Genomic DNA, 18,327 nt, shown 5'->3' with positions numbered 1-18,327 from the left:
GTTCCGCCAAAACGAGGCTCTGCGTGAAATCGCGTCTGTCCACGACGGGGGCGCCGCAAGGACTTTCGATCCATTGCCGTGGACGTTACGAAACCACGGGGGATGCCCACAACTGCAAAAATGATGGCGCAAGAGGCCATGTTCGAGCATGAAACGGAATTTCACTTTCGCTAAACCCGCCATGCTGGTAGCAAATCTAGGTTTAACTGAATCAAAAGTGTCAAAAGTTCCGAAGGATAGGAATAGAGCCCTGGCACAACCGTCAAAGCAACGCCGCTTGGACCTGTTTCACTCAACCACCACTTCTTAAAGAGAAGCCATTCCGCTCCTATGTCGTCCATGCCTCAGCCATCGTCAAACTTTCCGAACATCGCGGAGCATTCGCGACTGTCCGGTAGTGCATCGACGAAGCCGCGGTTGATCGTGATTGACGACAATGTGCGTTCGATCGGTGGTCACTATTACGAATTGGCGAACTTGTTGATGTCCGGGGCGCAACGCTGGGGCTACCAGCCGGTCTTAGCCGCTCATGAAACTTTCCAAACGTCTTCGGCGGCCTGCTTGCAACACCGGTTGTTGCCTACCTTCCGAACGCGACGAATGGTTCGTTGGTCGCTCGGTGTCGATGGCGACTCTCGTCTGCCTCGCGATATCCAAGGTCGAATTGTTGGCGGAAGCATTCTCGATCGAGCCAAGCAAGCCATTCGCGATCGCATGGAGATCCCTTCTAAGCGACCGCAACGCATGTTGGCTCAATGGTCAGATGATTTTTGCCGGCTAATGAAACGAATCGAGCCGACATCGTCGGACGTGATCTTGGTCAACACCGGTGACGACTTCGTCATGTTGGCGCTCGCGAACGCGCTTTCCCGATTGAAGCTGGCGTCGATGCGAATCGATGTGATCTTCCACTTCGCGTTGGTGGATCAGCTATCGGTAAGCCATTCGAATTCTCCGACCTTACAGAGCATTCATCGCCAAATGCGGACTGCTCTAGAATCGTTGAAGCCTCACCAAGTTGCTTTGCACGCCACGACACCATCGTTGGCCGAACAATGGCGCAAAGTTGAACTCCGGCTTCCTGTAACTGCGATCCCCTACCCCACCCGTCAACGCACGATCCACCAAAGCGATTCGTCGAAGCAGCCCATCAAGGCTGTGTTGGCAGGATTACCGCGAGCCGAGAAAGGCCGCGAAGCGATCCATGATTTTCTATCGGAAATTCATGAGCCACACTTGCGTAGTCAGCGCTATCAATTGTCGATGCAAATGCCAGCGGCAAAGTGGCAGGGATTGATTCCTTTGCCTCTGCATCAGGCTTACTCGCAATCACTTGCGGGAGACCAAAATGGTCCGCTCGAAATCATGACAGCGAACTTGACTACCGACGATTATCACCGCTGGCTTGATACAGCCGACTTGGGACTGTTTCTCTATGAGCCCGAGCGCTACGTCGCTAGATGTAGCGGTGTGCTTCTGGAAATGCTCTCTCGAGGTGTTCCGGTGATCGTACCCGATCGTTGTTGGTTAGCCGAACAGGTTCGTCGCGCCGGCGGACATCGTTCGATAGGCTTTATCTACCAGAATCGCGCCGAGATTCCGGATCTGATGCAGCAGTTTACGAAGAACCGTGCTGCGATGAGCGGGCGTGCCATTGCTTACGCCGATAAGGTTCGCGCTGAGCACAGCGGCACCAATACGTTGCGAGTGATGGGATTGGACAATGCAACTCGCGAGTTCAAAGCAGCTTAGTTGTCGGTTGATCGATCAGTTCTTCGTCGATGCACCGAGAGCTCTCGAAGCACGATTCCCAATGGTAAGAATTGTCAGGAAGATCAGCACTGCGAAGTAGGCCAGTGTCCAGTTGGGTCGCATCCAACCCAAGGCAAGAAGCGTCGCCAGTAATCCGATCCAAAACGCGCGGTCACTCTTGCCCATCGGCCCATCGTATCGACGCTCGCTGCCAACTTGCAGAGCGATCACGCCAGTGAACTCGACCACTACAGATGCAAGTACAAATCCGATCACACCGGCTGAATTGATGTCCGGCACCATCGCCAATGGTAAGTACAAAGCAATGTCGCTGATGACGTCGCCAAGTTCATTCAGCACGGCTCCTAGTCGACTCTTCTGGCCAAACTCGCGAGCCAGCATTCCGTCGACCGCGTTAAGGCTCATTCGAAAAAGCAGGGTGACTGGCAAGATTGCGAGCGGCCATTTCGAATCGGGGAATGCTGCAATCATTGATCCCGCTAGGATTGAGACCATGGTCGCCAATACCGTCACTTGGTTCGCCGTCACGCCAGCAGTTGCCATTCGTGTCACCGACGGGCGTAGCAGCCCTTGGAACTTTGGTTTGAGGTCGTAGATACTTGGCATCAGTCGGTTCCTGGAACGTCAAGTGAACGGATCGCCCTGCCGTGACGTCGGATTTGCAATTGGGGAAGGATAGAGCCAGCCTCATTGGCGTTCTGGTAAGGTTTGCGTTTCTTACCGGCTCTCACAAGGTAATCGTTCAACGATTAAGCTGTCGTCCATGAATCTTGCTCCGGAAGTCCGCTCGACGATGTTGTCGCTTTTCGCGGCCCTGTTCGTTGCGAGCCTAGTATCGATGGCATTGGTTCGAATGAAGCCGAACCTCGATTTTGCCGAACTGCGTTCGCGAATTCGAACATGGTGGGTGATCGTCGGACTGTTTTGTTTGTGCCTTTACTGGTCGACAACGGCGACGATCTGCTTCTTCGGATTCGTGAGCTTTTTGGCGTTGAAGGAATTTCTTTCGATGACGCCAACGCGGCGCGCCGACCGGCGAGTCCTGTTCTATGCGTACTTGGCCGTTGTGTTTCAGTACTACCTCGCCGCGAGGGCTTGGTACGGCATGTTCATCGTGTTCATTCCCGTGTTGATGTTTGTTTGGATTCCCACTCGGATGTGGATGATGGGGCAGACGAAGGGTTTCTTGCGAGCGGCAGGTTCGCTTCATTGGGCTTTGATGTTGACGGTGTTTAGTATCTCGCATGCTGCGTTCTTGCTTGTGCTTTCGCCAGGCGATTCGCCGCGGATCGAACCTGCGGGAGCTTATGAACAAACGGCGAACGGATTTGGTGCAGGACCGGGGCTATTGTTGTTCTTGATTTTGGTCACTGAATTGAACGACATCTTTCAATACCTGTGGGGCAAGTCGATCGGTCGGCGCAAAGTCGCCCCTAGTATTTCCCCGGGAAAGACCTATGCCGGTTTGGTCGGCGGCGTTTTGTCCACGGTCATCTTTTCGGCGTTGGTGGGACCGAGGTTGACGCTGCTTGACTTTCGGACTTCGATGATGGCGGGTGCGATCATCGGTGTGGCGGGTTTTGCTGGTGACTTGTGTTTGTCCGCGTTGAAGCGTGATCTGAACATCAAGGACTTCGGCGCGACACTGCCCGGTCATGGTGGCGTGCTTGACCGTGTGGATTCGCTGATCTTCACCGCACCATTGTTCTTTCACTTTGTCTATTACTGCTACGGCTGATGAATCACTGGCTCCGCTATCCGTTTTTTCTGCTGGTGGTTCGTCCGCTGATGATGGTGTTGTTGGGTACCAACGTTCGAAGACAGGAGTTACTTCCCGAGTGTGGTCCGGCGATCATTGTCGCCAATCACAACAGCCACTTGGATGTTTTTGCGCTGATGAATGTGCTGGGAATGGACCGACTCAAATGCACTCGCCCGGTTGCGGCGGCGGACTACTTCCTGACACGTCCGCTGCGTCGATGGTTTGCAACTCGTATCGTGGGAATCATTCCTATTGATCGCAAGAACATCAAACGTGAAAAGGGTAAACATCCGCTCGATCCTATTTCAGATGCGATTGAGTCAGGGTGCATCGTGTTGCTGTTTCCGGAAGGATCGCGAGGTGAACCCGAGCAAATGGCTGCGTTTCAAAGTGGCGTAGCGCACTTGGCCAAACGTCACCCGGATATTCCGATCACGCCTGTGTTTTTGCATGGTCTCGGCAAGGCGTTGCCCAAAGGTGAGGCGTTGCTGGTGCCTTTCTTTTGCGACATGTTCGTCGGCAAATCCATCGACGGTTCGTTGCCCAAGCAAGAATTGATGGGCAAACTCGAAGAGTGCATGCAGTCGTTGTCGGACGAACTGCCCCAAGAGGTCTGGGACTAGACACGAACCACGGACGATGGCTCGCAGACCTTTTCAATAGAATTGATCACGACGTTGGCGAGAAAATCTAGCTCGTCGTCGGTTGATACCAGTGGTGGCATGACCACCACGACGTCGGAAAGTGGACGCAACCAAACGCCCCCCTTCATCGCTTCGTCGCAGACACGCTTGCCCATCAACAAGCCGGGGTCGAATGCAGCACGGGTGCTTTTATCAGTGACCAATTCGATACCGATCATCAACCCGCGTCCGCGAATGTTACCGACATGAGGATGATCAAGTAACGGTTTGAGTTGTTCAATTAGAAACGCCGATTTCGTGGTGACGTCTTCAAGGATGGTGGTTGTTTCGAGCAATTCGATAGAAGCCAACGCAGCCGCAGCAGCGAGCGGGTTTCCGGCGAAGGTGTGGCCATGGAAGAACTGTTTCGATTCTTTAATTTCGGCAAGGAATGCTTCGTAGATGTGCGGTCTTGCGATGGTCGCTGCCATCGGAAGGTAGCCACCGGTGAGACCTTTGCCTAAACAAAGAATGTCGGGTGTGACGTTTTCTTGTTCGCAAGCGAATAGTTTTCCCGTTCGGCCAAAGCCGACCGCCACCTCGTCGCAAATCAGAAGCACGTTGTACTGATCGCAAAGTTGGCGTAGGCGAAGGAGCAAGCCTTCGGGGTGAGTGATAATTCCGGCAGCGCCCTGAACCAGTGGTTCTATCACCACTGCGGCCAACTCATGATGATGTTGCTCGAGAAGGTTCTCGATTTCACGAGCGTAGTGTTCGCATGCTGTTTCAGGCGTGACTCCATCGGGATACCGATAGGTGCAAGGAATCGGCCCGCGAATGGGGGTAAATAAAATGGGCGCGAACAGCTTGTGGAAGTACTTGATCCCACCAAGCGATACTGCTCCGGTGGTGTCGCCATGGTAGGCACCCGAGAGGGCAAGGTATTTTGTCTTGCCGGTACTCAGCGAGGTGCTACTCAGCGAGGTGCTATTCAGCGAGGTGCTACCCACCTCGGCGGTCTCGCACTGTTGCCAATACTGAAACGCCATCTTTAACGCTGCTTCGACCGCGGATGACCCGTCGCTGCTAAAGAAAACGTGACCCAGATCGCCCGGCGTGATCTCGGCGAGTTTCGTCGCGAGTCGCTCGGTGGTTTCGCACGACATGCCCAGGGTTGTGATGTGGCTGACTTTCTTAAGTTGTTGCTCGACCGCCGCATCGATGTGGGGGTTCCGATGGCCGTGGACGTTGCACCACAGGCTCGAAACGCCATCGAAGAGTCGCCGTCCATCAACAGTTTGCAGCCAACATCCCTGAGCGGACTCGATCACAAGCGGCTCAAGTCCGGCCATTTGCGTGAAACCGTGCCAGTGGGCATTCTTCATGGGATCTCGCGATCCAATTGATTGTTGGGAAGTCATGTTTCGGGGTTCGGCCCCGGCCTCGAAGACGCTAAAGTACGGGCGTACATTCATGCACAACGGAGTGGCCCGCAGATGGCACGCGAAGCAGTTTACCAACAATCTGATCCAGAAAAATCCGGCGCTTCTGATGGTGGCGATGGCGGCTTGCCGCCCGAAAGTCCAATCGCAGCATCGATCCCAGCGGAAGGCTCCGGCCAAGATACGTCGTTGCGGCCCAAGCGGATGGCCGAAATGGTTGGCCAACGGGACGTGATTGAGCGTCTGCAGATCGCGATCAGTGCTGCGCAAAAACGTGTGGAACCGCTGGGGCATATTCTTTTCGACGGACCACCTGGGCTGGGCAAGACCACGTTTGCCACCGTCATCCCATCTGAAATGGGAACGACCGTGCAAATGGCCAACGGCGCGGGGCTAAAGGCGCCGAAGGATTTGCTGCCTTACCTAACGAATCTGTCTGAAAACAGTGTTCTGTTTATTGACGAAATTCACCGAGTTCCCAAAGCGGTCGAAGAATACCTTTACACCGCCATGGAGGACTTTCGAATCGATATTGTCCTTGGGGATGGTGTCAGCGCTCGCACGCTGAACTATGAACTTCGTCCGTTCACGCTCATCGGCGCGACAACACGAGCGGGGATGTTGAGCGCTCCGCTTCGGGATCGGTTCCAAATTCGCGAACACTTGGGGTGGTACACCCGACCGGAGTTGTGCGAGATCGTTTGTCGCAACTCGGTGAAGTTAGATCTGCCAGTGGATCCGGATTCGGCCGAAGTGATTGCTGAACGTAGTCGTAGCACTCCTAGGCTAGCGAACAATCGCTTGTTGTGGGTTCGCGATTACGCGCAAAGCAAAGCCGATGGAAACGTCAGTGCCCAGATTTGCCGCGATGCTCTCGATATGATCGGAATTGATCCGCTTGGACTCGACAAGCAAGATCGGGGTTACCTGGACACACTGATGCGAGTATTCGCCGGTGGTCCCGCTGGCTTGGAAGCAATCGCACACACGATGAACGTCAGTAGCGACACGCTCGAAGACGAAGTCGAGCCGTTCTTGCTGCGAAGCGAGTTGATCTTGCGGACTCGTCGCGGACGAATGGCGACCGACAAAGCCTATCGGCACTTAAAACGCACCGCGTAGTTTTTGGCGACTCAATCGCACCTCGACCTGTTCGAACCTCGATCTGTTCGAACCTCGACCTGTTCGAACCACTTCGCCGACTCAAGAGTCAGTACTCGCGATGGTTGCGGTTGCGATAGAATCGACTTAAGGAACTTCCGAGTCATGGGGGAACAAGAGGCTGCGAAACAGTTCAACGTCGATCTGTGTCGTAACCATTTCGACTGAGCCATCGAGTCGGCTGAAGACCGCTCCGGCCGAATGCGGCGATCCCCAATTGTTGTGGAACGAAATTCCAGGGGCGTCAGTTTCAATGACCATTCCCCCGCGAACAGTTCCGTGACTACCACCGGAAAAGATTGGTTCGTCGAAGTACCACGTGGTAGCCGCGTGGATGGCGGGATCAAATGCCTTTTCGCCCAGCGCGATGGTTTGACTTAGCCCATCCAGGATGGCCGAATCTCGAGCGCGTCGGGCATGTCTCGGATTACAAATAGGTTTCCGGCATAATCAGTCTGTGCCCACGCTCGCCCGCCAGTGGTGTAAACCCCATACTCGTCCGCGGTCACCACGGCTGGATTGCTTCGGCTTCGGCTGGGGCAACGGTACAATGGCCCTGCTGATTCAACAGAAATGTTTTGGTAAGAGTCGGCTTGCTCAATCGAAGGCAAGATGGCGTATGCCCAGCTTCCGGTTTGATTTTCTGGTGTCCCGCCCGGGAATCCCACACCCCACCAAAATTGTTCGGTGGTAGAGTTGTCGTAGGTACCGATGGTCACCATCGAACCATCTGCCGCCCGAACCATGCTTTCGGGTGCAGCCCCGCCGTTGGTTGGGAAAGCTCGCAGTTTGTTGTGATGTTGCTGAAGACCCAGGCTCAATTGACGAACATTGTTGAGGCATTGAGTTTGTCGAGCAGCCTCGCGTGAACTTTGTACCGCACCGCTTATCAGCGATACGAGCAGGCCGACGATCGCGATGCAAATCAACAGTTCTATGATGGTCAACCCGAGTTGAACCCGTGATGCGTTATGGGCCATCGTTCATTCCTCTTCGTTCTTAGCGCACCAAGGGATGACTATTTATTCTCATATACGAAATGACTACTACCGATTTCAAACGACGGCTCGTGATCACGATACGCTGCGCCGCGTGTGATAACCAAGTCATGCTTACTCACCACTGTCCATCGCTCTTGTTGCTGGCTGATTGTTACATTCTCGGGCAATCGCATGGATTCAGGCGTTTGATAGAGAAAGCCATTGACTGAGATAATATTCACTGGCCGAATTTCGGGGTGGTCTTCAAGCCATTGTCGGACCAAATAACAATCTTGGCCCCAATCGGTGGCGTCGTTAAAAAGATGTTTGTATCCATAGCGCGAACCTCCCGACGGCAAGTTAAAAAAACCTAGCCAATGCGGGGCGACTGCTATACATGATAAAACCGTCAGGCCGACCCCGCCCCACACCAATTTTCCGTACAAGGATGCTTGGCCAATCCACCGAAAGATTGACCCGGTCAAAAAGAAAATGAACGGGTAGAGTGGCAAGATGTAGCGATGCTGTTGCGCAAATCCGCTCTTGTAGGCCGTGATTTGCAGCATCGCGAACGCCATCACTGCCGCCAATGCAACATCAACTGTCGCGATCACGGATAGAGTTCGGTTGTTTTGCATGTAGACACAAACAAGACTCGCGATCATGGCTAACCACGTCCCCGATGGCAACTTGACCAGCATCGCGTAAATATAGAACCACCACCAGCCATGCTGTGATAGAGTGCCCGCAGCGTAACCCGACAAGCCCATGTCAAAGTCAAACTGCTGGCGATCCATCCCCACGATAAATTCCATCGGCACCGGCGACGGCACTCTGGCGAACCAACGATCTTGATATCGTGGCTGAGTTTCGTCCCACGCGGTGCCGACCACTTGATCGGACAAGAAGCGAATTTCTCCCAACGGTTTACCCACGTCCGCAAACCGGTATGGGACTGCAACGGTCAAGAGTGCAACGACTACCGCTAAACTAGACTGCAAGATTAACATGAAGGCGTGTTGCCAATTTTTTGCGATCACAAAAACGGTGAACAGCAAAAAAACAGGCCACAACAACAAAGCTGTGAACTTGCAGGACGTGGCAATCCCGAGAAACAGTCCGCCGCAGAGGGACTTGGTCCAAGACGGTTGCCGACACCAAGCCGCAAATCCGCAACACGCCAACAGCATCCCGGCCGCAACGGGAACATCGTTGGTGATCAGCGATCCATGAGCGATGATCTGTGGCTGAAATGCCCATATGGTCGCCGCAGCCAGTCCGCCCGATTTACCAAAACAAATCGTTCCCCAATACAGTAACGTCAGCGTGCCCAGCAAGGTGAACATGCTGACTAAAAGCCGCCCCAAAAATAGATGGTGTCGAAATTGACCGGGATGCTTCGCATATAAGCGGTGACCGTCATCGAATTCGTGCCGAGTTCGGACAACATGCGTCGATACGTAGAGTTCAATATCGCTATCAGCGGCTTCGTGATTCCGATCGATGACTGGCACGTCTTTCCAAAGCATGAAGGCAGGCAAAGTTCCCAATGCTCGGATCAACGGCGGGTTGACGTTGAACGTTTCAATGTCTTGGTACTTCCAGTACTGCAGCCCCGCATAGAAATGGCCAAACTCGTCTCGCACCGGCGAGCACCGATACGCCGAGACCGCCAAGAAAGTTACCTGAATGATGCAAATGGTGAACGACAAAAAACAAACCACCAACGTTGAAAACCAGGTTGGCCAGCGCGAGTGTTGGGTTCATTCATTGTGCAGGTCTGCAATGATGATCACTTCGATGGTCTTCGAACCATCACCGTGTGCGATGTCCAACCGTACCGGTTGATGATGAAATCCGCGTTGCTTAGTTTCGCGGCTTCCTCGAACGTTCAAGAGAAATGAACCTGAATCCACAAAGTCCGAATCATCCAACGTCACCCTCAGCGGGGAATCGGTTAGGAGCGATTGGAGCTTGATGGCCGTCAGGGGCAAATTGTGTTCGTTACGAACGCGGAAAGCGACAGGGATTAGCACATCGGATGTTTGAGGACCCACACGCAATGTGCCTACAAAAGCCCTCGGAGGAATTAACGTCAGCTCCCTTCTGCCCTCAAAGCGAACGATCGTTTCGCAAAGCGTGTGGTCATTGGCAATTGCCCGTACTTTGTAAGCGTTCGGGCCACCAATCACGCTGCTGAATCGTAACTCAATCGCGCAGCTTGAATTTGCCTCTAGCTCGATGGGAGCTTGATCAATCTCGAAGCAATTGCAACTGCCCACCACACGGTCGACTCGCATAGCCGTGCTACCAGGGTTGCGAAGTTCGACCGTTCGCGTTTCGTCTTCGCCGGACTGGATGGTTCCAAAATGGTATTCGGGTTCTGAAAACTTCAATCCTGCTTGTCTATTGTTTGGCTTGCAACCGCAATCAAGCACCGCAACGACAGTCAGTAAACTAATCCATAACCGGGGATAATTCACGTTAGGCATTCGAAAGCCCCGATCGCTTTCGCTTGGAGAAAGTAATGCAAACGAGGGTCAACAGCCCCGCCAGTGTGATCCAACTGGACTGTATCAAATGCGTAAAAAACGAAAATACAAACTTTGCAAACGAAGGCTGGAGAGATTCAGGGGAGATTGCCATGATTGGAAGTTCGATCAAATCATCGTTTGCAAATTTGAGTCGTTCATTGGTTTGCGAATCTAGCAAAGTAAGATCGCTGCTATGAATCAGGTCTCCGTGCGAACTAAGCATGCGCTTGTTCCTGTCGCCAAGAACGCAGCAGAAACAGCGCAATGATGATGGTTACCAGGACAACATTCATCCAGAAGTAAGGGACCTTTGCTGCCTCGACTTTTGATTGCGTGTTTTCGACCGACCTCGCTCGAATTTTCTTTCGCTCTTCGGAAGTAAAAGGAATCTCCTTCCTCTTTAATTCCGCTTCAACAAAGATGCTTGTACCCGTGGGCCATGGCGGAAACCATTCAAAGGAAGCAAGTTCAGAATCGCTCAGATCAGTAATCTCAAGCAATCGAAACTCCTGCGACTGAAAGTGGGTAACGCGTTTTCCCTTCTCTGGGTAACGATGGTCGCCATGTGTTTTGAGTTCCGTTACCGACAATCCCGTTGCTCTCGTGTTTGGGGGATTGATATTGCGGTCCCAACTTTCAAGGGTCAAGTATTCGGGCCAAGAACTGACCACGTACTGCATGTTCGCCCTCTCGGTACGCTCGGCAAGGTTCGTAAGCTCGGCAAGCTTAGGAGTGAATTCCATCGCATCCCGGTCAGCGACATGCTTGACCAAAGTAATTGAGAAATCGTCCTTTACCGATGGCCTGGATTCACTGCTTTCGATTCCCACAAACTTGGACACCGCCGGTGTCAACGCATTCAAAAAGGGGTCATCTGAGAGAACGTAAATGGCAAATGCCACATGCACCCGACCGTAGGACAAGCCATTCCCCTGCCCGGCAAAATTGGTTAACAGTCGCCTCTCGAAAATTCTGGACTCTTTGCCATCAGATCCGTTGAAATAGGTCATCAGCGGATCTTCGTCGGTATGCGGCTCACCTTGATTCTTTTGGAAATGGATGACGCGAATGGGAGCGAATCCACCAGGTCTGTTTGGACGCCCGATCACGAGTTCCCGAGTTCCTTGATAAGCGATCTCATCAAGACCAGCGTACAGACTCGACTGCTCGGTATCTGCGTGATCGGTGATCTTTACCTCGTACCGGAACTTTTTCCCGTAGAAATAATCGCGAGCCCAACTCTCCCGGTTGATCTCATCGGCATCCGGCAAATCACTCGCAATGCCCACCCCGGGTGTACTGGTAAAGACGCACCAGGTGAACCAAAGACTCGCTAGGAATGTGGAACGATACTTAGCAATCCAGCACATGATGACTGTACTCGTAATCTTCCATTTAAAGTCAGTGAAGGCTAACCCTCGGTTACGTCAACATATCAAAAGGGGGTAAGCCCGGACATATTTCAATTCTTATCGTTCCCGCCATTTCGGACTCCGGCTGCTTTCCAGAGTCTTCCCAAGTCAATGAACGGATCTCAAGTCTTGTCCTCTGGGCCATTGAAGCACCTATCGAACACTCCATTTCCATTGCATGGGGTTCCCAGTTCCGTTGCACGGGGTTCTCAATTGCGTTGCACGGGGTTCCCGGCGCGAGATTGAAGTTCTTTGGCGGACAAGGATTATTGCCTTCACCGGAACATCCTTTCTCGGGACCGAAACCGCCTAGCTTGGTCAGCAAATTTGATCCAAGCCCCCGATCTCTCAGAGTGTGGGTGGTTGCTGATAGCAGCCCGATAGACAGGCAAACAAAAACGCCGATAAGGGAAATAGCATTGAAACATTTCGTGACAACCCATCCTCCAATACGAACGTGAAACGACGCTCCGGTGCTTGCGGGACCCTTCGCAGTATTAAACGACTGTAAGGGGCGATTTTTTTTTCAACGAGAAAGATCAAATTTTCAGCAAATTGTGAGGTCGGCGGATTTGCCCGAGACCAAGGTGTTATCCAGCGTGGTGAATAGAAAAGTCCGATTCAAATTTATTGCCAGTTTGAGTAACGCACGGCGTGCTCTCTTGCGAACCCGTTTCGCGACTCGTTGTCTGTAATGGAACCGAAATGAATCGGGGAGGTGAAAGATGAGTCCGAAGCAAAGAATGATCACGACCCTTTGGTGCGCGATCACGATGGCGTCGACGATGGTCTTGTCGCATGGTCACTTGGTCATGCGTGAGATCATGTTGCATTGGCCATCGGAGGACTCGTGGGAAGGCCGACTTGAGAACGCGTTGTACACGCAAGGTGGATTGGTTTTTCTCGCCAGCCTTGTGATTGGCGGCACGATCTTACTGCGAGGCTACTTCTTGCGAGTCCGAGAAGAAGAGATGACGCGGCGTGAAATTTCGCAGCGTGAAAAGCACGAGCGAGCCGCCGCGAATCGACACGAAGCGATGATCGAGTCGCTTGCAAAACTGGCTGGTGGTGCCGATCACGGTCGAGGCATCGTTGCCGCAAAAAAATCGCATGCCTCTGGGGTCAAGCCAAGGTGACGATCGCTAGAGCCAGCTTAGGATATAAGTTGGTTCGGTTCGCCCTAGCCCTCGCTACTCCAGAGGTGACGGCGTTTGAGTTGGGAATGATGGTGGTCGGATGGTTGTTGCGTCGCGGCCCACCGACTTGCGGGAGTGGTTAGGATGGTACGTCAGAACAACTCGGTTCTGCGTCCACCCTGCCCCTTCCGTGTCCATCCTGCCCTTTCCGTTGTCCCCCCCCATGAATCTTCGAAACCTATTCTCCGTTGCGTTGCTACTCGCGTTTGGCATCGTATCGAGCGGCATTAGTAGTGCCGACGAAACCCAGGTAGTTTCCTCCAACAAGACTGGGCAACCAAACATTCTATGGTTGGTCAGCGAGGACAATGGCCCGCAACTTGGTTGCTACGGTGATTCCTATGCGGATACCCCGAACATTGATGCTTTGGCCACCAAGTCGTTGCGTTATCAAACATGTTGGTCTAACGCACCGGTTTGTGCGCCAGCGCGTACCACGCTGATCTCCGGCATGTATGCAACCAGCTTGGGCGGGCATCACATGCGAAGCGGGGTAACGCTGCCCAGCGACATGAAGTTGTATCCGCAACTGCTTCGTGAGGCCGGTTACTACTGCACCAATCACACCAAGACGGACTACAACTTCACGTCGCAAGAAGCGGGTTGGCATGAGTCCGGCAAGAAAGCTCACTACAAGAGTCGTCCCACTAAAGAAACACCGTTCTTTCATATCTTCAACTTCACCATCACGCACGAAAGCAAGATCCGAGTTCGCCCTCACACATTAGTCCATGATCCCGCCAAAGCGCCGTTGCCCGCTTATCATCCCGATACGCCAGAAGTCCGGCACGATTGGGCGCAGTACTACGACAAGATGACAGCGATGGACCGTGAAGTAGGCAAGGCACTTCGCGAGCTTGAAGAGGCCGGCTTAGCAGATTCAACGATCGTGTTTTACTACGGTGATCACGGCAGCGGCATGCCGCGCAGCAAACGCTGGCCTTTCGATTCAGGTCTGCGAGTACCGTTGTTGGTACATGTTCCCGAAGCGTTCCGCTCGCTCGCACCCGCCGACTATTCCAACGGTGGTGTGACGTCGCGGAAGGTCGCATTCGTCGATTTTGCACCGACACTTTGTTCGCTAGCCGGGCTCGAAGCACCCACCAATATGCAAGGTGTCGCGTTCGCAGGAGCCAAGGCCAAACCAGAAAAGGACTACTTGTTTGGCTATCGAGGTCGAATGGATGAACGGATCGATTTGGTGCGTAGCGTGACCAATGGTCGGTACGTCTACATGCGACACTTCTATCCGGATCGCCCATATCTGAAGCATGTTGACTTCATGTTCGAGACACCGACCACCTCGGTTTGGAAAGCGATGTTTGACGCGGGAGAACTGAATGAATCGCAAGCTAAGTTTTGGCAAAACAAACCGTATGAGGAGTTGTTTGATTTGCAATCCGATCCCGACGAGGTGGACAATATCGCGGCCGATCCGAATCAGAAAGCGAAGCTAGATGAACTTCGGTCCGCGTTGAAGGACTGGATGGTTTCCACGGCCGACATGGGCTTGTTTCCCGAAGCAGAAATGCACCGAGTCGCGGACAAAACATCGCCTCGAGAGTTCGCCCTGAGCGGACAAATTGATTTCACGCGACTTGTGAATGCCGCTTGGGATGCGACCAGCGGCGATCTTAGTGCCAATTCACTTTTAGAGCTTGCGAGTGATGAACAACCCGTCTTTCGTTTTTGGGGTGCTCGAGGCCTCGCGTTGAAGGGCGAAACTGCCAGCTTGCTGCCGCTCATGCAAGATGACTCGCCGAGCGTTGCTGTCGCAGCCTGCGATGGAATTCTCAGCAGCGGACAGAAAGAAATGCACCAGCAAGCCAGTGATCGTTTGCTTGAACTCGCGAACGTTAAAGACTACGGCCACTATGTTGCGACCGCGGCGTTAAACGTGATCGACATGAGAGTGCCAAAAAGTGAATCCGTCAAAGCTCGGTTGGCGGAGTTGCCTCGCAGCTTTGACCCACCGGAACGAGTTGGGGGTTACGTTGGCCGTTTGCTCGATCACATGGCCCAACCTTGACGCTGCAACGAGCCGGCCGCGACGCTAGTGCTGGATAGACGTCGGCCTGCTGCTTGGGCTGAAATCGCTTACTTGCTTTTGGCTAGTGAGCGAGCTTTACGCACATGCCTCGGTGGGATGATGTCGTAGGCTAGGCCGAAGAGAGCGAACGTCTTGATGATGTAATAGTTCAGGTCCACTTCCCACCAACGATGCTGGACGGATGCAGCGGCCGGGTCAGCGTGGTGGTTGTTGTGCCAGCCTTCGCCAAAGGTCAGCAACGCGACTTGCCAACAATTTTTGCTGTCGTCGGTCGTTTCGTAAGTGCGGTAGCCGATCAAATGAGTCACCGAGTTGACCGCCCACGTGATGTGCCAAACGTAGACCGTTCGCGCGATCACGCCCCAAACGAAAATGCTGGCCGTCATCTGAACTGCTTCCGCGGTCAGGCCGAACGCGATCACTGAACCAATCGCAGCAAGGCTCAGGTAGACGAGCGAGTGAACGAAGAAAATGATGCCTGCGGCTTGCGGCAACTTTTCGAGCCAGCGGTAGTAAGGATCGTCCAAGATGTCCTTGGCGTACTTGTGGTAAAGCGTAAACGTAGACATCGAACTGGTGTTTTCATGCAGCAACCAATCCAAGTGCGACCACAAAAAGCTCACTCGCGGCGAATGTGGATCTTCGACTTCATCGCTGTGGCTGTGATGCTTTCGATGCCACGCGACCCATCGCGCGGGCGTTTCTTGTGCGGTACACATGGCAAGCGTTACCAGCGTTCGCTCGAACCACTTGGGCGATTTGAAGCTCTTGTGTGCCAGCATTCGGTGAAAGGCGATGGGGATCCCAAGGATACCGAAAAGCACAATGCTGATGCAGAACGCGATTACGCCCGGCCAGCTAAAGAAGTACGGGACAAAAATCAAAAGCGCCGCTGCGTGAACCGCACCGAACACGATCATGTAGTCCCAGCGGACCCGCTTTTGGGTCGCACCAGCGGGGCGTGCTTGGGAACTGGGGGAACTTGCTTGTTTAGTTTCAGACGAGTCTTTGAGGAGTTCAACGACTGTGGAATCGGCATTTTCAGCAGGTTCGGTGACGGTCGACATCGCGGTCCATCGAGTAAAAGGTCCTGGGAAAACGAACAATGTGTTCAAATTTTCAGCCACACCTTAACACGAGCAGCGAAGCTGACGGCCCGCAAATTTTCCAAGCCAGCTAATAATTCCAGCACCGGAGGTGTACCCGTTAGAAATCGAAGCGGTCAGGCGATTTATGCAGGCCTCTGCGCCGTCGGCATCGCGGATTATGCTGGGTTCTTTGAACATTCTCGTAGTGCGATGGATCCATGGAAACTCTCGGCGGACCTTTCTTTAGCGTGGCTGGTGCCGGTGAATCTCACGGTCCAGCGGTAACAACGATCGTTTTTGGATGCCCGCCAGGAATCTATATTCGCCGATCTGACATCCAAAGCCTGCTCGATCGACGTCGGCCGGGCGGCAATAAGCACGGCACGCCCCGCAATGAAAAGGACAAGGTCGTATTCCTGTCAGGGCTGTTTCAACAGGACTCACAGAAACTTCTTGCCGGCAATCAAATCAGCGTTCAAGTCGATGGTGCCGAGTATTCTACCGAAGGCTACGACGAAGGCTTCTCCACAGGTGAACCGATTGCGGCGATGGTGTTGTCGACGTCTAAGAAGTCCGGCGACTACACGCAGCTAATCGGCGATCAAGGTGAAGTTCGGCCCGGCCATACCGACCTGGTTAAGTTCCATCAATCCAAAGGGTTTGTCGATGTCCGTGGTGGTGGTCGAAGCAGCTACCGATCAACGATCAGCGATGTGATCGGGGGCGGAGTGGCCCGTGCGATGCTGTTTGATAAGTTTGGGACTGTGTTTTTGTCTTCGATTTACCAAGTGGGACCGTTGAAGGCGGGCAAGTCGCTGGCGGCGGAAGTCGGTACCGGCAACGTTTCCGCCGACGCGATCGCAAAGTGGCAAGCATCATTGAGCGAAAATGAAATCGCGACGCTCGATGCTAAGTTCGCCAATGAAGCCGCCGAGTTGATCAAAGAAACTCGTAAACGTGGTGATTCGATCGGTGCGGCGGTGGAAGTGGTCGCGGTGAATGTGCCAGCACTCGCCGGAGACCCGCTTTATCAAAGCTTGAAAGTGCGATTGATGGGTTCACTCGGCGGACTCAACGCTGTGCAGTCGTGTGAAGTTGGATCTGGAACCGATGTGATCGAGCGAACGGGCAGTCAAAACAACGATCCCATTCGCAGCGACGGATACCAGGGCAACACGCATGGCGGCATGATCGGTGGCATCACGACAGGAACGCCAATCGTGATGCGGGTCGGGTTTAAGCCCACTTCGACGATCAATTTGCCTCAAAAGTCCGTGCGAAAGAACCTGGAAGAGATCGATTTCGAACTTGAAAAAGGCCGACATGATCCTTGCGTCGGAGTACGAGCGGGCGTGACCTTGGAATCACGCATGGCGATCGAGTTGGCTAACGCCGTTTTATCGCATCAAGCCCGATGCATTGATGTCGATTCGCACAAGCTGTGGTAATCGAGCGGCTTGCGGTATTGGTCCCAGTCAAGTCCGTAAGGCTTTGGCCTGGTAGGACTATGGCTCGGTAGAACTTTGGGCCTGGTAGAACTTTGGCCTGGGAAGATTTTGCCAGGCAAGGCTTCTTTCGTTGCGTCCGGATACCTAGACGGGCAAGTACGTTAAGCGTTTAGGATCCCTAGACCCTTCGCTTCAATTTGAAGGACTTTGTCGAGCCTTCGAGCGTGACGTTCACCGGGTTCATACTTGGCTTTCAAGAACGCGTCGATGATTTCGAACGCCAGTTCACTGCCAATGATTCGGCCTCCGATGCATAGCACGTTCATATCGTCGTGCTCGACGCCCTGATGAGCCGAGTAGGTGTCGTGGCAGATCGCAGCACGGATGCCAGGGATCTTGTTGGCTGCCACGCTGACACCGACACCGCTGCCACAAACCACGATGCCCTTGTCGGCTCGGCCTTCGATGATCTCGCGGCTGACCGAAATCGCGAAGTCTGGATAGTCGCAACTTTCAGTGTTGTGGGTGCCGCAATCCGTCAGGCTCGTCAGCAGCGATCCATAACGCTCGACGATGGCGGATTTAAGCGGAAAGCCGGCATGGTCGCCGCCCAGGGCAACGCGAAGCGGAAACGACGGAGTGGCTGAGTTCGACATGGTGGCCAGTTGGCGTGTGGCAAGAACGAGTGGATGAACAGAAAACGAAAATAGCGGAGGGAACGTGGCCTGGCGGGAACGAGGCCTGGATCGAAGGGAACTGGATCGAAGGGAACAAGACCTGGGTGTGGTGCAGAAGCCTTTGTTCAGCGGCCAGAGATGTCGAGCGACCGGTGAAGGCCGCGTGGTGACTCGTTGGCTT

General features: G+C 53.6%; 16 protein-coding genes. 7 read left to right on the top strand and 9 right to left on the bottom strand.

Annotated elements, in window-relative coordinates:
- Positions 1-330: 330 nt before the first annotated feature.
- Complete coding sequence (locus Pla22_RS02600; RefSeq protein WP_146513212.1) at positions 331-1,752, top strand: glycosyltransferase; 1,422 nt, start codon at positions 331-333, stop codon at positions 1,750-1,752.
- Between the two features lie 15 nt (positions 1,753-1,767).
- On the opposite strand, the gene Pla22_RS02595 is transcribed toward Pla22_RS02600, so the two are convergent.
- Positions 1,768-2,379, bottom strand: coding sequence for a CDP-alcohol phosphatidyltransferase family protein (locus Pla22_RS02595; RefSeq protein WP_146513211.1), 612 nt, complete (start codon positions 2,377-2,379; stop codon positions 1,768-1,770).
- 157 nt (positions 2,380-2,536) lie between these two features.
- On the opposite strand from Pla22_RS02595, the gene Pla22_RS02590 reads away from it, so the two are divergent.
- Positions 2,537-3,511 carry a phosphatidate cytidylyltransferase gene (locus Pla22_RS02590; protein WP_146513210.1) on the top strand — a complete coding sequence of 325 codons (975 nt, stop codon included), beginning with the start codon at positions 2,537-2,539 and terminating at the stop codon, positions 3,509-3,511.
- Positions 3,511-4,158 carry a lysophospholipid acyltransferase family protein gene (locus tag Pla22_RS02585; protein WP_146513209.1) on the top strand — a complete coding sequence of 216 codons (648 nt, stop codon included), beginning with the start codon at positions 3,511-3,513 and terminating at the stop codon, positions 4,156-4,158. Before Pla22_RS02590 ends, Pla22_RS02585 begins: the two co-directional genes overlap by 1 nt.
- Here Pla22_RS02585 and bioA read toward each other — a convergent pair.
- Complete coding sequence (gene bioA, locus Pla22_RS02580) at positions 4,155-5,579, bottom strand: adenosylmethionine--8-amino-7-oxononanoate transaminase (RefSeq protein ID WP_242631754.1); 1,425 nt, start codon at positions 5,577-5,579, stop codon at positions 4,155-4,157. The two genes, Pla22_RS02585 and bioA, sit on opposite strands and share 4 nt — an antisense overlap.
- A gap of 75 nt (positions 5,580-5,654) precedes the next feature.
- Here bioA and ruvB point away from each other — a divergent pair, with 75 nt between their 5' ends.
- Positions 5,655-6,722, top strand: a complete 1,068-nt coding sequence (gene ruvB, locus Pla22_RS02575; RefSeq protein WP_146513207.1) for a Holliday junction branch migration DNA helicase RuvB — start codon at positions 5,655-5,657, stop codon at positions 6,720-6,722.
- A gap of 126 nt (positions 6,723-6,848) precedes the next feature.
- Here ruvB and Pla22_RS25830 read toward each other — a convergent pair whose 3' ends face one another.
- The 5 genes from Pla22_RS25830 to Pla22_RS02555 all read right to left on the bottom strand — a co-directional run bounded on the left by Pla22_RS25830 (position 6,849) and on the right by Pla22_RS02555 (position 11,645).
- Positions 6,849-7,124, bottom strand: coding sequence for a DUF1559 domain-containing protein (locus Pla22_RS25830; RefSeq protein ID WP_261343140.1), 276 nt, complete (start codon positions 7,122-7,124; stop codon positions 6,849-6,851).
- 14 nt (positions 7,125-7,138) lie between these two features.
- The gene (locus tag Pla22_RS02570) at positions 7,139-7,741 is read right to left on the bottom strand and encodes a DUF1559 family PulG-like putative transporter (RefSeq protein WP_242631753.1); all 603 of its coding nucleotides are present in this window, start codon (positions 7,739-7,741) and stop codon (positions 7,139-7,141) included.
- 38 nt (positions 7,742-7,779) lie between these two features.
- The gene (locus tag Pla22_RS02565; RefSeq protein WP_165440491.1) at positions 7,780-9,465 is read right to left on the bottom strand and encodes an ArnT family glycosyltransferase; all 1,686 of its coding nucleotides are present in this window, start codon (positions 9,463-9,465) and stop codon (positions 7,780-7,782) included.
- A 39-nt stretch (positions 9,466-9,504) separates the two neighbouring features.
- Positions 9,505-10,137, bottom strand: coding sequence for a DUF1573 domain-containing protein (locus Pla22_RS02560; RefSeq protein WP_165440490.1), 633 nt, complete (start codon positions 10,135-10,137; stop codon positions 9,505-9,507).
- A gap of 353 nt (positions 10,138-10,490) precedes the next feature.
- The gene (locus Pla22_RS02555) at positions 10,491-11,645 is read right to left on the bottom strand and encodes a hypothetical protein (protein WP_146513204.1); all 1,155 of its coding nucleotides are present in this window, start codon (positions 11,643-11,645) and stop codon (positions 10,491-10,493) included.
- Positions 11,646-12,412: 767 nt separating this feature from the next.
- On the opposite strand from Pla22_RS02555, the gene Pla22_RS02550 reads away from it, so the two are divergent.
- Both Pla22_RS02550 and Pla22_RS02545 read left to right on the top strand, forming a co-directional pair.
- Positions 12,413-12,823, top strand: coding sequence for a hypothetical protein (locus Pla22_RS02550; RefSeq protein WP_165440489.1), 411 nt, complete (start codon positions 12,413-12,415; stop codon positions 12,821-12,823).
- Positions 12,824-13,046: 223 nt separating this feature from the next.
- Entirely contained in the window at positions 13,047-14,912 is a 1,866-nt protein-coding gene (locus Pla22_RS02545) for a sulfatase-like hydrolase/transferase (RefSeq protein ID WP_146513202.1), read from the top strand.
- Between the two features lie 68 nt (positions 14,913-14,980).
- Here the strand turns inward: Pla22_RS02545 and Pla22_RS02540 are convergent, their stop codons facing one another.
- Complete coding sequence (locus Pla22_RS02540; RefSeq protein ID WP_146513201.1) at positions 14,981-16,000, bottom strand: acyl-CoA desaturase; 1,020 nt, start codon at positions 15,998-16,000, stop codon at positions 14,981-14,983.
- Positions 16,001-16,239: 239 nt separating this feature from the next.
- On the opposite strand from Pla22_RS02540, the gene Pla22_RS02535 reads away from it, so the two are divergent.
- The gene (locus Pla22_RS02535) at positions 16,240-17,469 is read left to right on the top strand and encodes a chorismate synthase (RefSeq protein ID WP_146513200.1); all 1,230 of its coding nucleotides are present in this window, start codon (positions 16,240-16,242) and stop codon (positions 17,467-17,469) included.
- 161 nt (positions 17,470-17,630) lie between these two features.
- On the opposite strand, the gene rpiB is transcribed toward Pla22_RS02535, so the two are convergent.
- Entirely contained in the window at positions 17,631-18,125 is a 495-nt protein-coding gene (rpiB, locus tag Pla22_RS02530; RefSeq protein WP_146513199.1) for a ribose 5-phosphate isomerase B, read from the bottom strand.
- Positions 18,126-18,327: the final 202 nt, after the last annotated feature.

This window comes from Rubripirellula amarantea (assembly GCF_007859865.1).
GTDB classification, from domain to species: domain Bacteria; phylum Planctomycetota; class Planctomycetia; order Pirellulales; family Pirellulaceae; genus Rubripirellula; species Rubripirellula amarantea.
The sequence above is the reverse complement of the archived record's forward strand: the minus strand, read 5'-3'. Positions and strand labels throughout refer to the sequence as shown.

Excerpts from the sequence above, each read along its gene's own strand:
- Pla22_RS02540 (WP_146513201.1), bottom strand. The coding sequence starts at position 16,000 with ATGTCGACCGTCACCGAACCTGCTGAAAATGCCGATTCCACAGTCGTT.
- Pla22_RS02600 (WP_146513212.1), top strand. The coding sequence starts at position 331 with ATGTCGTCCATGCCTCAGCCATCGTCAAACTTTCCGAACATCGCGGAG.
- rpiB (WP_146513199.1), bottom strand. The coding sequence starts at position 18,125 with ATGTCGAACTCAGCCACTCCGTCGTTTCCGCTTCGCGTTGCCCTGGGC.
- bioA (WP_242631754.1), bottom strand. The coding sequence starts at position 5,579 with ATGACTTCCCAACAATCAATTGGATCGCGAGATCCCATGAAGAATGCC.
- Pla22_RS02545 (WP_146513202.1), top strand. The coding sequence starts at position 13,047 with ATGAATCTTCGAAACCTATTCTCCGTTGCGTTGCTACTCGCGTTTGGC.
- Pla22_RS02555 (WP_146513204.1), bottom strand. The coding sequence starts at position 11,645 with ATGTGCTGGATTGCTAAGTATCGTTCCACATTCCTAGCGAGTCTTTGG.
- Pla22_RS02535 (WP_146513200.1), top strand. The coding sequence starts at position 16,240 with ATGGAAACTCTCGGCGGACCTTTCTTTAGCGTGGCTGGTGCCGGTGAA.
- Pla22_RS02590 (WP_146513210.1), top strand. The coding sequence starts at position 2,537 with ATGAATCTTGCTCCGGAAGTCCGCTCGACGATGTTGTCGCTTTTCGCG.
- Pla22_RS02550 (WP_165440489.1), top strand. The coding sequence starts at position 12,413 with ATGAGTCCGAAGCAAAGAATGATCACGACCCTTTGGTGCGCGATCACG.
- Pla22_RS02585 (WP_146513209.1), top strand. The coding sequence starts at position 3,511 with ATGAATCACTGGCTCCGCTATCCGTTTTTTCTGCTGGTGGTTCGTCCG.
- ruvB (WP_146513207.1), top strand. The coding sequence starts at position 5,655 with ATGGCACGCGAAGCAGTTTACCAACAATCTGATCCAGAAAAATCCGGC.
- Pla22_RS02595 (WP_146513211.1), bottom strand. The coding sequence starts at position 2,379 with ATGCCAAGTATCTACGACCTCAAACCAAAGTTCCAAGGGCTGCTACGC.
- Pla22_RS02570 (WP_242631753.1), bottom strand. The coding sequence starts at position 7,741 with ATGGCCCATAACGCATCACGGGTTCAACTCGGGTTGACCATCATAGAA.